The sequence below is a fragment of the Pantoea sp. AS-PWVM4 genome (genome assembly GCF_000468095.1).
Classification (GTDB): domain Bacteria; phylum Pseudomonadota; class Gammaproteobacteria; order Enterobacterales; family Enterobacteriaceae; genus Pantoea; species Pantoea phytobeneficialis.
The window spans coordinates 1-14,450 of sequence record NZ_ASZC01000004.1 but is presented as its reverse complement, the minus strand read 5'-3'; the positions used below and the strand labels follow the sequence as shown (position 1 = coordinate 14,450).

Below are 14,450 nucleotides of genomic sequence, written 5' to 3'. Positions count from 1 at the left end.
TCGCTTTACTACTACATTCTATGCGCGCAGATCGCGAAAGATAATGATACTTATTACTTTTTGCAAGGGTGTATTCCACGTTACCAAACGGCTTATCGTTAACGTCACCCTTCAGCACCGAGCATGATCGGAGGCAGCCTGGAATGCTGCTATAAAACGTGCTGGCATTCGCCGCCGTAATCCGTACCATACGCGGCATACTTTTTGCCTGCTGGCTGATGCCAGCAGGTGCGGTCCCGTCGTTTATTGCGAATCAGATGGGGTTCGAGAATGCGCAGAGGGTGTACCAGATTAATGCTACGGGGATTGAAGAGATGAATAGCAAGCAGGTTAAAATACTGAACGCTACAGTCGCCTGGTAGTGGATAGTGCCCCCGTCATGCCCCTTTTGCTGAAAATCGCTGGCTGAGACAGTAAATAATGCAACATAATCAAGATAATACAAAAAAAGAGCAGTACAACCTGAACAAACTGCAAAAGCGTCTGCGTCGTAACGTGGGCGAAGCGATTGCCGATTTCAATATGATTGAAGAAGGCGATCGCATCATGGTGTGCCTGTCTGGAGGTAAAGACAGCTATACCCTGCTGGAAATTCTGCGCAATCTGCAACAAAGCGCGCCGGTTAACTTCTCCCTGGTGGCGGTCAATCTCGACCAGAAACAACCCGGTTTCCCGGAACATGTGCTGCCAGCTTATCTGGATGCACTGGGCGTTGAGTATAAAATCGTTAACGAAGACACCTACTCCATCGTTAAAGAGAAAATCCCGGAAGGAAAAACCACCTGTTCGCTGTGTTCACGCCTGCGTCGTGGCATTCTTTACCGCACCGCGACGGAACTGGGTTGTACTAAAATCGCGCTCGGACATCATCGCGATGACATCCTGCAAACCCTGTTCCTGAACATGTTCTACGGCGGCAAAATGAAAGGTATGCCACCGAAGTTGATGAGCGACGATGGTAAACATATCGTGATCCGCCCGCTGGCCTACTGCCGCGAGAAAGACATCATCCGCTTTGCCGAAGCCCGTCAGTTCCCGATTATTCCGTGCAACCTGTGCGGCTCTCAGCCTAACCTGCAACGCCAGGTGGTGGCGGATATGCTGCGTGACTGGGATAAACGCTATCCGGGACGGATCGAAACCATGTTCAGCGCGATGCAAAACATCGTCCCTTCGCATATGGCCGATATTAATCTGTTTGATTTCAAAGGTATTCAGCACGGTGATGCGGTGGTTGACGGTGGCGATCTGGCGTTTGACCGCGAATCGCTGCCGGTACAACCTGCGGGCTGGCAGCCGGAAGAGGAAGACGCACCCGATTTAAGCGCCCGTCTCGACGTGTTGCAGATTAAGTAATTTCTCCCGGCACAAAAAAAGGCGCGTCGCTTCGGCTACGCGCCTTTTTTATTAACGATGTGGCGGTGGATCAATGATCGGTGGATATTCGGGATCGTATGGCGGATCAGGTTCCGGCAACGGTTGTGGACGCGGAATCGGCTCCGGGATGGGAGGTGGATCGGTTGGAATGGGATCGGTGGCGTGGAAAGTTTGCATGCCCTTCTCCTGGTTGCGAATGTCCTTTAAGCATAGGAAAAGGTCACCGGCACTGGCAAACGGGCAAAAAAAAGCCGGCGGATAAGCCGGCGTTGTACGAATCAAATGTGCTATGCAGTAATTCAAAAAAGGAAGTAAGACAATATGGAGCGCAACGCCCATCGCTTGACGTTGCATTCACCTGCGAGAGAGAGTTTGCCCCTGTTGTCGGTTGCGGATATTGACGTCGATCAGTTTTTTTCCGCTTTTTTGCCCTTCTGGCCTTAATTTACAGCGAGTTACCTTTCGATAACCCATTGTTAACATTCGCAATGCACTTATAACCATTTACGCCGTCTTAACCACCAGGCGAGTCCCACCACCAACACCAGCAGTAAAAAACAGAAAACGCTGAAGCCCATATGCCACGCGCCACCCGGTATTCCACCAAGGTTGACACCAAACAGGCCGGTTAAAAAAGTGGTCGGCAGGAAAATCATCGCCAGCAGAGACATGGTGTAAGTACGACGGTTCATCGCTTCCGCCATCACCGACGCAATTTCATCGGTCAGCACGGCGGTGCGCGCCACACCGGCATCCAGATCGTCCAGTCCACGACCCAGGCGATCGGCGATATCCTGCATACGCCGCCGTTCATCATCATCCATCCAGCCGAGCTTCTCGCTCGCCAGTCGCGCATAGACATCGCGCTGCGGGGCCATATAACGTCGCATCACAATCAATTGCTTGCGCAGCAGCGCCAGCTCACCGCGTGGTGGGATCTGCTGATCCATCAGCGCATCTTCCAGCTCGATAATCTTATCGTGCATCTCTTCAATAAATTCGCTGGCGTGATCGGTAAGTGCATCACAAACGTCAACCAGCCAGCTACCACCGTCCACCGGACCGTTACCGTTTTGCAGATCGGTAAGCACTTCATCAATCGCGTACACCTTGCGACGTCGCGTCGAGACAATCAGTTTGTCATTAATAAACACCCGCATCGCCACCAGTTGATCCGGGCGCGAGTCGCTGTTGTGATTGACGCTGCGCAGCACAATCATAAAGCCATCACCCAGACGTGTAACACGCGGGCGCATGCTGTCGCCCGCCAGCGCATCACGCACCGAGTCGGGAATTAACGGGGTGTTTTGCAACCATTCAGCGCTTTGCTGCTGGGTGTAGTTGAGGTGCAACCAGCAGGGGCGCTCACAATTGACGACGTCAGTGTCCTCAATGGCGATCAATCCCCCCTGACCGTCAAGCTGACAAGCCACAATGGCATCCGAAACCTGCAATGCTTTACCTTCAATGACGTTCACGTACTCGCCTCTCTATCAAAATCAATACGATACAGTCTAGCGTGGCGGCGACGAGTTGCAATCTTCAGGCTGTGAGCAAACATGACAGGCGGCCAGAAAGGCCGCCAGAAAGGTAACTTAGTGTTTAGCAATCCACAGTTCGCGACTGTAGGCCACATCTTCCGGGTTGGTGATCGGGTAGCCCTTCACCCACGGCTTAATCAGACGCCCATTGGTGTACTGATAAATCGGCGCAATCGGGGCCTGCATCGCCAGAATTTGCTCGGCGCGGTTGTAGTCCTGATTACGCGCCTGCGCGCTCGTCTCGTTACTGGCTTTTGCCATCACCGCATCATAATCCGCGTTACGGAAACGCGCGATATTACCGGTATGACTGGAGGTCAGCAGGCTGAGGAAAGTGGACGGTTCGTTATAGTCCCCCACCCAGGAGGCACGGATCACATCGAAGTTGCCGCTGTTACGGCTGTCGATGTAGGTTTTCCACTCCTGGTTTTGCAGCGTGACATCAACCCCCAGATTCTTTTTCCACATCGACGCCACCGCGATAGCGATCTTCTGGTGACTTTCTGAGGTGTTATACAACAACGACAGGTGCAGCGGTTTAGCCGGACCATACCCGGCGGCACTCAGCAGCGCTTTGGCCTGAGCGTTTAACTCCTGCTGACTGTGCTGTTGCAGGTAGCTCTGCTGCGGGGTAAAACCTGCGGTGACATCCGGCGTGAAATGCCAGGCCGGTTTCTCACCGGTACCTAACACTTTTTCCGCGATGATGCGGCGATCGATAGTCCATGTCAGCGCTTTGCGCACCCGTACATCCGCCGTTGGGCCTTTTTCGGTGTTAAAGGCGTAATAGTAAGTGCCTAGCTGGTCCGGGGTATAGACCTGGCCCGGCAGCTCCTTCTTCAACAACGCATACATGTTTTTCGGGAAGGATTCGGTGATATCGATATCACCAGCACGGTAGCGTTTGGTGGCGCTTGATTCTTCATTGATGGGGATAAAGGTGACTTTGGTCAGCACCGAATGGGCGTCATCCCAATAATGCGGGTTGCGCACCAGCACAATTTTCTCGTTCACCACCCGCGACTGAAGCTGATAGGCACCATTGCCGACCAGCTTGCCCGGCGCCGTCCAGCCATCACCGGACTCGGCGATAACTTTTTCCGGCACCGGAAACAAAGCGGCATTGGCAACCATGCTCGGGAACCAGGGGACTGGTCGTGACAATGTCACCTTCAGTCGATTGCCATCCAGTGCCGTCACCCCAAGTTTATCGGCACTCATCTGGCCTTTGGTGATGGCCTCGGCATTTTCGATACCACTCAGGGCCGCGAACCAGGCGGAGGGGGAGCTGTTTTTCGGATCAACCAGGCGCTGCCAGCTGTACACAAAATCCTGGGCGGTCACCGGATCACCATTGGACCAGCGCGCATCTTTACGCAGGTTGAAAATCCAGGTTTTGTTGTCGTTACTGCTCCAGCTTTGCGCCACACCCGGCACGATATGACCTTGCGCATCCTGATTGGTCAGTCCTTCGAACAGGTCACGCATCACCTGGATTTCCGGCAGACCGACGGCCTTCATCGGGTCGAGCGAGGCGGGTTCATCTTTGATGTGGCGCACGATTTCCTGCACCGGGGCCAACTGCGCCCCGGATGGCACGGAAGCGGCCAACGCCGGTGTGATAGCACCGATAACCATTAAGGCGGCCAGGGTCTTGCGAAACGCTATTTTCATCACCACTCCTTTTACCCGAAAAAAGGCGGCTGCGAAAAAGGGAGGCGCCGCCAGCGACTTTTGGCACTTTATCGCAGATTGATGATTGATAAATAGCTATTTTCTGATGTGCTGTTTACCGTTATGTTGAGGCTGGAGCCACGGTCACACTTCGCGTCATGTCTTGAATTGTTGGCACATTAAAACACGCGCGATAAACCGCGCTGCTACGAGGAAGTTTGCTTATGTCGTCACTACACCCGCGCCCGTTGCGCGGCAAGCTGGATGCTGTCTGGCAACAATATGGGCAATCGGTATTGGGTGCCCCGCTGCTGTGGTTTCCTGCGCCAGCGGCAGACGCCGATAGCGGTTTGATCATTGCCGGTACCCACGGCGATGAGAACGCGGCGGTCGCCACCTTGTCCGGTGCCATGCGTACCCTGCCGGAATCCCTGCGCCGTCATCACGTTATTCTGGCGGTGAATCCTGACGGATGTCAGTTGGGGCTGCGCGCCAATGCACGCGGTGTCGATCTCAACCGTAATTTCCCGGCCGCCAACTGGCAAAGCGGTGACACCGTGTATCGCTGGAACAGCGTGGCGGATGAGCGCGATGTGGTGTTGTCGACTGGCGAGCATCCCTCTTCCGAACCGGAAACCCAGGCGTTGTGCCAGCTAATCCATCAACTTAAACCGCGCTGGGTGGTGACATGGCATGAACCACTCGCCTGCATTGACGATCCCCATCACAGCGAGCTGGCGCAGTGGCTGTCGCAGCAAACCCAATTGCCGGTGGTGAGCAGCGTCGGTTATGCCACGCCAGGTTCCTTCGGTAGCTGGTGCGACGATATCGGCCTGTTGTGCATCACCGCCGAAATGCCACCGATTTCGGTGGACGAAGCCACCGAAGTCTATCTGGAAACCATGATCAATCTGCTACGCTGGCAGCCGCAGGCATAAGCACACCGTTGGCAAAGCGTAACGACGGTTCCACATCTGCGGCCAGCCAGGTGGGGCCGTCGAGATCGGCGAATTGCGCCAGCGGCGTCAGCGGTAAGGCCGCCCGAATTGCACGCGAGGTGCACAGCATACAGCCGAGCATAATAGCGAAGCCCTGCTGCCGCGCACTGACCGCCAACGCCAGCGCTTCCGTCAGGCCACCGGTTTTATCCAGTTTGATATTCACCATGTCATAACGCCCGCGCAGGGCTGCCAGGCTGTCACGCGTGTGGCAGCTTTCATCGGCGCAAATCGGCAGCGGGTGGATAAAATTCGCTAACGTGGCGTCATGCGCGGCGGGCAATGGTTGCTCCAGCATTGCCACCCCGAGGTCGGCCAGCAACTGGCAGCGCGCCGCCAGACCTTCTGCCTGCCACGATTCGTTAGCATCGACAATCAGCGTGGCCTCCGGCACCGCGCTGCGAATGGCGACCAGACGTTCGCTGATAAAGTTATTATCCAGCTTGATTTTCAAAAGCTGCGCGCCATGTTGCCACAGCGCCAGCGCGCTACTGGCCATAGCGTCAGGGGTATCGATGCTGACGGTATGGGCGGTGACGATGCGCGATGCCAGAGTGACGCCACATAACTCAGCCAGGCTTTGCTGCTGTTGCTGGCGCTCCAGATCCCACAGGGCGCAATCAATCGCGTTACGTGCTGCGCCAGCCGGCAGCGCCTGCTGTAACGCCGCGCGCGTCATACCGTTCTGCAACGGCGTCAGCACCGAGGCAATCTGCGCCAGCACCGAGGCTTCACTTTCGCCATAGCGCGCGTAAGGCGTGGCCTCACCGATGCCGCGAACGCCATTTTCTTCCATTTCCACCACCACCACCTGCGCCTCGGTGCGGCTACCACGCGAAATCACAAAAGGGGAATGCAGCGGCCAGGCTTCCGGATAACTTTTTACCTTTCTCATTATTTCTCCTTAAATCCATCACTTAAATGCGAGCTGGCGCAGTTTCCGCTACGATTTGCCCTCGAAAACCCTTAAAAAATATGTCATAAACAACGGCTATACCTGTTCTGACCAAGTAAAAGTCAGATTTTTTCATCGTTAAAAGGAAATCGTATGTCTCAGAATGTTCACTTCCAGGGCAACCCGGTGCCAGTAGCAGGCCAGTTCCCACAGGCAGGCGCACAGGCTAAACCGTTCTCTCTGGTAGCTAAAGATCTCGCTGATGTGACCCTTTCTCAGTATGCAGGCAAACGTAAAGTCCTGAACATTTTCCCGAGCATTGATACCGGCGTTTGTGCCGCTTCTGTGCGCAAGTTCAACGAACTGGCTGGCAAAGCTGACAACACCGTGGTGCTGTGCATCTCCGCTGACCTGCCGTTTGCGCAGTCACGTTTCTGTGGTGCTGAAAGCCTGAACAACGTGGTGACGTTGTCAACGCTGCGCGGTGCAGAATTTAAAGAAGATTACGGTGTGGCGATTGCCGATGGCGCGCTGAAAGGCCTGACCGCCCGTGCGGTGGTGGTACTGGATGAAAACGATAAAGTGATTTACAGCGAACTGGTGAACGAAATCACCAGCGAGCCGAACTACGATGCGGCGCTGGCTGCACTGAACTAAGTCACGGCACTGACCCGTAGCGGCGCGATTTATCGCGCGTCTGATAAAGAATCGCGCGATAAATCGCACCGTTACGGGATCATTCCAGGTTATTCGCTGTCGTTACGCTTCTGGCTCAAGCCGTATTCACGTAACTTGTTGGCAATCGCGGTATGCGATACACCGAGTCGTTTCGCCAACTTGCGCGTACTGGGATAAGAAAGATACAGCCGCGTCAGGATTGAACGCTCAAAACGGCTGGTGATCTCATCCAGCGTACCTTCCATCGCCTCTTCCCCCATGGACACATCCAACGCCTGTTCCGGCAGGACGATATCCTGTGGGCGCAACTCGTACCCTTCCAACTGCGTCATCGCGCGATACAGCGCGTTTTTCAGCTGTCGCACGTTGCCGGGCCAACTGTAGCGTGTCAGGAAAGCCGTCAGTTGCGGTGACAGCCGCGGTCTTGGCAACCCCTGTTCATCGGCGAAGCGCGCGACAAACATCTCGGTCAACGGCAGGATATCCTGCGGGCGCTCACGCAGCGGCGGCAGATTGAGCGTCAGCACGTTGAGACGATAAAACAGGTCTTCACGGAATTCGCCGCGCTGCACCAGTTCCACCAGATTCTTTTGCGTCGCGCAGATCACGCGCACGTCCACATGCACTTCGTGTTCTTCACCCACCCGGCGGAAAGTACCATCGTTAAGGAAGCGCAGCAGTTTGGTTTGCATACGCGGTGACATCTCACCGATTTCATCCAGCAACACCGAACCGCCGTTAGCCTGCTCGAAGAAGCCTTTTTTGCCTTCCAGCGCATTGGGATAAGCGCCTGCGGCGTGACCAAACAGTTCACTTTCCGCCACGTCATCGGGCAACGAGGCGCAGTTCAGCGCGAGGAACGGCTTCTTGCCGCGCGCGCTGCGCAGATGGCAGGCCCGCGCCAGCATATCTTTGCCGGTGCCGGTGTCACCCACAATCAGCAACGGGGCATCGTGCATCGCCAGCTTGCGCGCCTGGTCCAGCACCTGACGCATTTTCGGCGTCACCGCGACGATATGATCAAACTCCGATTCATCCGTCACAGTCAGATTCTGCAACTGACGTCCCATGCGGGCGGTGGATTTCAGGGTGATCATTGCGCCAACCGGCTGATCGCTCTGGCCCTCTTCTTCCGCCAGATAGATTGGCCGTGCTTCCAGCAGGAAATCACGCCCCTGAATCACCACATGTTGCACTTCCGCTTCCACGCGATCGTTTTCAATCCAGCGTTGGAAGTTAAAACCGCTGATTAAGGAACCGGCATTCTGGTTGCGGATCTTTTGTTCGTCGAGGTTAAACAGGTTTTGTGCTGCCGGGTTAGCCAGTTCGACTTTGCATTTCAGGTCGATAGACAGCACTGGCTCCGGCATCGCCACCAGCAAGGCGCTGAGCGCACGGTGCTCGCGTTCTGACGGCATGTACGCCACGGTACGAACATCTGTCACGCCAGGTGTACGGCGGATCTCCGCCATCAGCGAACTGAAAGATTCGAATTCCAGGGCAGAAAAGTTGAGGTAGATACGGCCAAGCGGGGCAATTTCAATGCCGCGCAGGTCGATATTGCGTGCAACCAGCAGGTCGAGCAGCTCGCGCGCCAGACCGATACGGTCCTGGCAGAAAACTTCCAAACGCATTGCGATGGCCTTAATCAGGTTTTGATTTTAGTGATAATACGCTAACTTGCGACGCCTCAGAAGGGGCCTGTCAGGAAAAGTTGACAGTCAGAGGCAGGCGATGGGCAAAATTGTAACGGAACAACCACGATTAATCCCGTCAAAAATCACAATTAACAAAGAAAATCTCACCTTTCACAGACTTTTTAGTGTGAAAGGTGAGCAGGCAGCGATTATTTAGCACTCTGCCCTGCTTTGCCCTCACTTTTGCTCAGGGTTTCTTTCAACTGGCCGATCAGCTCGCGGCGGAAGTCACCCAGTCGCGGTTTATCATCTTCCAGCCACGGCAGCGGGCGGCACAACTCCATCGCTTTGATGCCAAGGCGTGCCGTCAACAGCCCGGCACCAATCCCCTGTGCGGCACGGGCTGACAGGCGAGCGGCAATATCCTGTGACACCCAATCCATACCCACTTCGCGCACCAGTTCAGAGGCACCGGCAAACGCCATATTCAGCAACACCAGACGGAACAGGCGCAGACGACTAAAATAGCCCAGTTCAATGCCGTAAACAGTGGCGATGCGGTTCACCAGCCGCAGGTTGCGCCAGGCGATAAACGCCATATCCACCAGCGCCAGCGGGCTGACGGCGATCATCAGCGTCGCTTCTGCGGCATGGCGACTGATTTCGCGCCGCGCCTGGCGGTCCAGCACCGGTTGCACCAGTTGGGCATACAACGTGACGATCTCGCGATCGTTATGGGTTTCATGCAACGCCGCGTGCCAGCGTTGCAACGCCGGATGCGCTTGATCGAGTTGGGCCTGCTGCGCCAGTTTTTCACAGAACGCGCGCGCCTGACCGATGCCGTGGCTGTGCAGCAACTCGCGCCCCACATCGCGCTCCTCCGCGCGCTGGCGCAAGCGATACAACCGACGCCACTCACCAGCCAACGCTCCGGCACCCGCAGCGACAATCAAGCCACCCGCCACGCCGCTGCCCAGCGCAAACCAGTCGTGCGTCAGCCAGGCATCATGCATCCACTGCACCCCCTGGGCCACCAGGCTAACACCAAAAATCGCCAGGCCTGCCCCCACCATTTTGCGCCACAGGCTGCGTTTCGGACGCAGGGCGGCTTCCACCGCTTTTTCACCCGCGCCCTCCTCCAGCGGCTCCTCTTCACGCAGAGCAAGAAAGGCTCCTTCGGCATCAGCGTCGAAGGTCTGCGCGGCACGCAGTGGTTTCTCCACGTTGCTTTCCAGTGGGCGGGCAAAATCAATCCGCGGTTTTAACGGGGTTTCATCGTTCATCGCAATTTATCTCCCAGTAAAAATTCCAGCGCGGCATCCATGCGAATATGCGGCAGTGGACGATCAACATCGAGCTGCTGCGGCCGGAACTGTTCAAACTGAAATCCCTGTTGCTGCCAGAAACTGTGGCCAGGCAAACGTGGCGGCACTTCGCCGGGATAAAATGTCAGGGCTTCGCCATCTTCAAGACGATGCCCGCGCAGCGCTGGCAGTTTTTCGCCCCGATGATCCACCAGCCCACTCTCGGTCGCCTGCACTGAGGCCAGGCCAAGACAATCCATGCTGATACCTTCGAACGCCGCGTTTTGCCACGCATCCTGCACCAGTTGTTGTAACAGCGACACCATATTGGCGTGCTGATCGGCGGTGATGTGATCGGCTTTGGTGGCCGCGAATAACAACTTATCGATCACCGGGGAGAACAGGCGGCGAAACAGCGTGCGTTGACCGTAATGAAAACTCTGCATCAGTTGCGTCAGTGCCAGTCGCATGTCATTAAACGCCTGCGGCCCGCTGTTCAGCGGTTGCAAACAATCGACCAGGACAATCTGACGATCAAAACGCAGAAAATGATGCTTGTAGAAGCCCTTCACCACATGCTGGCAATAGTAGTTAAATCGCTGCTGCAACATCGCGTAGTTGCTGCCTGCCGGGGCCTGGCGCTGGATGTCCTCCACCTGCGGCCACGGGAAAAACTGCAACGCCGGTGCGCCTGCCATGTCTCCCGGTAAAACAAAGCGGCCAGGCTGGATAAAATGCAGACCCTGGTTTTTGCATTGATTCAGATAATCGGTCCAGGCAGCGGCAATCGCCGCCAGCCGGTTTTCATCAGCAGGGGCATAGGGATCGAGATCGGCACACAGGCTGCGCCACTGCTGCGCCCATATCGCGCGATCGCCCTGCAACAAACCGAGCATCTGCCGCGACCAGCCCGCATAATCCTGTGCCAACATCGGTAAATCGAGCAGCCATTCTCCCGGATAATCGACAATTTCCAGGTACAGCGTGGCGGTATCTTTGAAATGCCGCAGTAGCGATTCATCCGGACGATAGCGCAGCGCGAGACGGATTTCGCTGACACCCCGGGTAGGTGTGGGCCAAATGGGTGGCGTGCCATAGAGCTGGGCCAGGCCTTCGTCATAGGTGAAACGCGGCGTACCCAATTCGCGCTGCGGCACCCGTTTCACGCCCAACAGACGCTCTTCGCGCACCACGCTGAACAGCGGCAATCGGGAGCCGCTGTGAACATGGAGAAGCTGATTAACCAGCGAAGTAATAAAGGCGGTTTTGCCGCTACGGCTCAGACCGGTCACGGCAAGGCGCAGATGACGATCGACACCGCGATTCACCAACGCCATCAATTCATTTTGCAGTCTTTTCATCGCTCTCCCTGATGAAGCGTGCTGACAGGCGGTTAAACACCTTGCTCAGCAACGGTTCCAGCGCGACCGCCAGTAACAGACGTAACGGACGACGCGCCACCGATTTTACCGCCCAGCCCGCAATGCCGCCAGGCGCGTAAGTGACTGCACTGATAATGATAAATTTCCCCGCCGACTTCAACGCCGGTGCTGCGCGGCGGCGCAGAGTAGAAAAACGTTGGTCAGACAAGGCAACCTCCAGCATCAGATTTGACGAAAACGACTACGCACACTGAATGTTTCCGAGGTGACGTAGCGTTCAATATCCCGCACATGGCGTTCATCGAATTTGAGCGCGTCATCCAGCTCATCCAGCAACTGGCTGGCGCTCGGCGCGCGGTCAGCCGGTTCATCATCGGGTTTCACATCCAGCACAAAGCCAAGAATAAAGTAGATGATCAGGGTGAAGCCGAACAAACCAAAAAACATCGACAACACCACAATCACTCGCAGCAGCGTCACCGGAATGTCGAGATATTCGGCCACGCCCGCGCAGACGCCACGCACTTTGCCCTGCTGAGGAATACGCCACAGCTTGCGCCCCTTCAGGCTGTTTCCGCTCATGGCTGCCTCCAGTTCGGGTGTTCTGCATCCAGAATCGCTTCCAGTGCTTCAACACGCTCGCGCATCCGGCGTGCATCCTGGGTCAGCTGCTGCAAACGCTGCATATCGTTTGATGATAGCTCCGCACCGCCGTTGCGTTTGTTGCTGTAGTGGAGCCATAACCAAATCGGTGCGACAAACAGCACGAAGATGGTCAGCGGTATGGCCAGAAAAAGTGCGCTCATTGACTCTCCTTAATCATTTAACCGGTCGCGGGGGCAGCCCAATTATTCGCCGCGATTCATTTTTTCTTTCAGTGCAGCCAACTGCTGGCTGATTTCGTCATCAGCTTTCAATTCTGCGAATTGCTGGTCCAGGCTTTTCGGCTTACCAAAACGCTGGCTTTCAGCTTCGGCTTCCATGTGGTCGATACGACGTTCGAATGATTCGAAACGTGCCATCGCGTCGTCCAGTTTGCCGCTGTCGAGCTGGCGACGTACATCACGCGATGAAGAGGCGGCCTGATGACGCAGGGTCAGCGCCTGCTGACGGGCACGGGTTTCGCTGAGTTTTTTCTCGAGCTCACCAATCTCGCCTTTCATCCGTTCCAGCGTCTCTTCTACCTGCGTCACTTCCTGCTGCAACGCCGCGATTAAATCGGTCAATTTCTGTTTTTCGATCAACGCCGAACGCGCCAGGTCATCTTTATCTTTGCGCAGCGCCAGTTCGGCTTTTTCCTGCCATTCGGCCTGCTGAATATCTGCCTGCTCAATGCGGCGCAGCAGTTGTTTCTTCTCTGCCAGCGCCCGGGCTGAGGTGGAACGCACTTCCACCAGCGTGTCTTCCATTTCCTGAATCATCAGGCGTACCAGTTTCTGCGGATCTTCGGCGCGCTCCAGCAGTGAATTGATGTTAGCGTTCACGATGTCGGCAAAACGAGAAAAAATACCCATAATGATGTTCCTCTAAGTGTCATAGGTTGGCGCAAGGCGCTCATCACTAATACAAAAGGCGTGCCAATTTTTATCTTATTGAATTAACTGCAATTGATTATTTTACACTCTCCACTTTTTCCCTTAAGGTAGTGAAATTGATTAACTGATAGTGAAATTCATCATGGCGAATGGCAACGACAACCTGTTGGGCGAATCTAACAACTTTCTTGAAGTGCTGGAACAGGTTTCCCGCCTTGCCCCACTGGAAAAACCGGTGCTGGTGATTGGTGAACGCGGCACCGGCAAGGAACTTATTGCCAGCCGCCTGCATTTTCTCTCCGACCGTTGGCAAGGCCCGTTTGTCTCCCTGAACTGTGCCGCATTAAATGAAAACCTGCTCGACTCTGAATTGTTCGGCCATGAGGCGGGAGCATTCACCGGCGCACAAAAGCGCCATCTTGGCCGCTTTGAACGTGCCGATGGTGGCACATTATTTCTGGATGAGCTGGCGACAGCACCGATGCTGGTACAGGAAAAACTGCTGCGGGTGATTGAATATGGCCAACTGGAACGCGTGGGTGGCAACCAGTCGTTGCAGGTAAACGTACGTCTGGTGTGTGCCACCAATGAGGATCTTCCTGCGCTGGCGGCGGCGGGAAAATTTCGCGCCGACCTGCTGGATCGACTGGCGTTTGATGTGGTGCAGCTACCGCCGCTACGCGAAAGGCGCAGCGATATTCTGGTGATGGCGGAGCACTTTGCGATTCAGATGTGCCGTGAGCTGGGCTTACCGCTGTTTCCCGGTTTCACCGAACAGGCGCAGCAGACGCTATTAAATTACGGCTGGCCGGGTAACGTGCGTGAGCTGAAAAACGTGGTGGAACGTTCGGTTTATCGCCATCACAGCGTCGACGCTCAACTGGATAACATCATTATCAATCCGTTTGCGCCGCGAAATACGCCTGCGCCCGATGTGGTCAGTGGAGAAAGTGGCGTGCCTGCCCTGCCACTCGATTTGCGTCAATGGCAAAATCAGCAGGAGCGCCAACTGGTCGATCGCAGCCTGGCAGAGGCGAAATATAATCAACGCCGTGCGGCCGACTTGCTGGGGGTGACCTATCACCAGCTACGGGCGATGATGAAGAAGCACGGGATTCAGGTGCGGGACGAGGGGTAACTCCCGCGCATGTCCCACTCGTAGCTGCGCGATTTATCGCGCTGTTTTGGAAAGGCGCGCGATAAATCGCGCCGCTACGGGAGCATACCTGAGTATGTGACCGGGGTGAGCAATCGCAGCCAACGCCGCTACGTTGTTGTAAACAGGTTTTTTCGAAATATTTTGTGCTGTAGCAAGGCGGCAAGGGCGCGAATCCCCGGGAGCATACCGGAGTATGTGACCGGGGTGAGCAACCGCAGACAACGCCGGTACAGTGCAAAATATGAAGAAAAAAAAGCCCGCAGAAGCGGG

The 14,450-nt window shown here is 55.6% G+C and carries 15 protein-coding genes and 1 pseudogene; 5 read left to right on the top strand and 11 right to left on the bottom strand.

Annotated elements, in window-relative coordinates; genetic code table 11:
* Positions 1 to 133: 133 nt before the first annotated feature.
* Together L579_RS24320 and ttcA are read left to right on the top strand one after the other, a co-directional pair.
* Positions 134 to 362, top strand: a pseudogene (locus L579_RS24320) (site-specific integrase); the annotation flags it as partial.
* A gap of 58 nt (positions 363 to 420) precedes the next feature.
* A complete protein-coding gene (gene ttcA, locus L579_RS04725) occupies positions 421 to 1,356 on the top strand; it encodes a tRNA 2-thiocytidine(32) synthetase TtcA (protein ID WP_021183138.1) in 936 nt (311 codons plus the stop codon).
* Positions 1,357 to 1,407: 51 nt separating this feature from the next.
* Here the strand turns inward: ttcA and L579_RS24010 are convergent, their stop codons facing one another.
* The 3 genes from L579_RS24010 to L579_RS04715 form a co-directional block, all read right to left on the bottom strand.
* A complete protein-coding gene (locus L579_RS24010) occupies positions 1,408 to 1,554 on the bottom strand; it encodes a hypothetical protein (protein ID WP_021183137.1) in 147 nt (48 codons plus the stop codon).
* 317 nt (positions 1,555 to 1,871) lie between these two features.
* The gene (gene zntB, locus L579_RS04720; protein WP_021183136.1) at positions 1,872 to 2,855 is read right to left on the bottom strand and encodes a zinc transporter ZntB; all 984 of its coding nucleotides are present in this window, start codon (positions 2,853 to 2,855) and stop codon (positions 1,872 to 1,874) included.
* Between the two features lie 117 nt (positions 2,856 to 2,972).
* Positions 2,973 to 4,592, bottom strand: a complete 1,620-nt coding sequence (locus tag L579_RS04715) for a peptide ABC transporter substrate-binding protein (protein ID WP_021183135.1) — start codon at positions 4,590 to 4,592, stop codon at positions 2,973 to 2,975.
* A 224-nt stretch (positions 4,593 to 4,816) separates the two neighbouring features.
* Between L579_RS04715 and mpaA the strand changes: the two genes are divergently transcribed.
* A complete protein-coding gene (gene mpaA, locus L579_RS04710; protein ID WP_021183134.1) occupies positions 4,817 to 5,530 on the top strand; it encodes a murein tripeptide amidase MpaA in 714 nt (237 codons plus the stop codon).
* Here mpaA and ycjG read toward each other — a convergent pair.
* Entirely contained in the window at positions 5,499 to 6,485 is a 987-nt protein-coding gene (gene ycjG, locus L579_RS04705; RefSeq protein WP_021183133.1) for an L-Ala-D/L-Glu epimerase, read from the bottom strand. The genes mpaA and ycjG overlap by 32 nt on opposite strands.
* 153 nt (positions 6,486 to 6,638) lie before the next feature.
* Here ycjG and tpx point away from each other — a divergent pair, with 153 nt between their 5' ends.
* Positions 6,639 to 7,142, top strand: a complete 504-nt coding sequence (gene tpx, locus L579_RS04700) for a thiol peroxidase (RefSeq protein ID WP_021183132.1) — start codon at positions 6,639 to 6,641, stop codon at positions 7,140 to 7,142.
* Between the two features lie 89 nt (positions 7,143 to 7,231).
* On the opposite strand, the gene tyrR is transcribed toward tpx, so the two are convergent.
* From tyrR to pspA, 7 genes are all read right to left on the bottom strand, one after another.
* A complete protein-coding gene (tyrR, locus tag L579_RS04695) occupies positions 7,232 to 8,797 on the bottom strand; it encodes a transcriptional regulator TyrR (RefSeq protein ID WP_021183131.1) in 1,566 nt (521 codons plus the stop codon).
* Positions 8,798 to 9,009: 212 nt separating this feature from the next.
* The gene (locus tag L579_RS04690; RefSeq protein WP_021183129.1) at positions 9,010 to 10,083 is read right to left on the bottom strand and encodes a YcjF family protein; all 1,074 of its coding nucleotides are present in this window, start codon (positions 10,081 to 10,083) and stop codon (positions 9,010 to 9,012) included.
* Positions 10,080 to 11,465, bottom strand: a complete 1,386-nt coding sequence (locus L579_RS04685; RefSeq protein ID WP_021183128.1) for a YcjX family protein — start codon at positions 11,463 to 11,465, stop codon at positions 10,080 to 10,082. The genes L579_RS04690 and L579_RS04685 overlap by 4 nt, the downstream gene beginning before the upstream one ends.
* Entirely contained in the window at positions 11,446 to 11,709 is a 264-nt protein-coding gene (pspD, locus tag L579_RS04680) for a phage shock protein PspD (protein ID WP_036625170.1), read from the bottom strand. The genes L579_RS04685 and pspD overlap by 20 nt, the downstream gene beginning before the upstream one ends.
* A complete protein-coding gene (gene pspC, locus L579_RS04675) occupies positions 11,709 to 12,068 on the bottom strand; it encodes an envelope stress response membrane protein PspC (protein ID WP_021183126.1) in 360 nt (119 codons plus the stop codon). The genes pspD and pspC overlap by 1 nt, the downstream gene beginning before the upstream one ends.
* Positions 12,065 to 12,292, bottom strand: a complete 228-nt coding sequence (gene pspB / locus L579_RS04670; protein WP_013509216.1) for an envelope stress response membrane protein PspB — start codon at positions 12,290 to 12,292, stop codon at positions 12,065 to 12,067. The genes pspC and pspB overlap by 4 nt, the downstream gene beginning before the upstream one ends.
* Positions 12,293 to 12,334: 42 nt before the next feature.
* Positions 12,335 to 13,000, bottom strand: a complete 666-nt coding sequence (gene pspA / locus L579_RS04665) for a phage shock protein PspA (protein ID WP_021183125.1) — start codon at positions 12,998 to 13,000, stop codon at positions 12,335 to 12,337.
* Positions 13,001 to 13,163: 163 nt separating this feature from the next.
* Here pspA and pspF point away from each other — a divergent pair, with 163 nt between their 5' ends.
* Positions 13,164 to 14,159, top strand: a complete 996-nt coding sequence (gene pspF / locus L579_RS04660; protein WP_036625167.1) for a phage shock protein operon transcriptional activator — start codon at positions 13,164 to 13,166, stop codon at positions 14,157 to 14,159.
* The last annotated feature ends 291 nt before the right edge of the window (positions 14,160 to 14,450 follow it).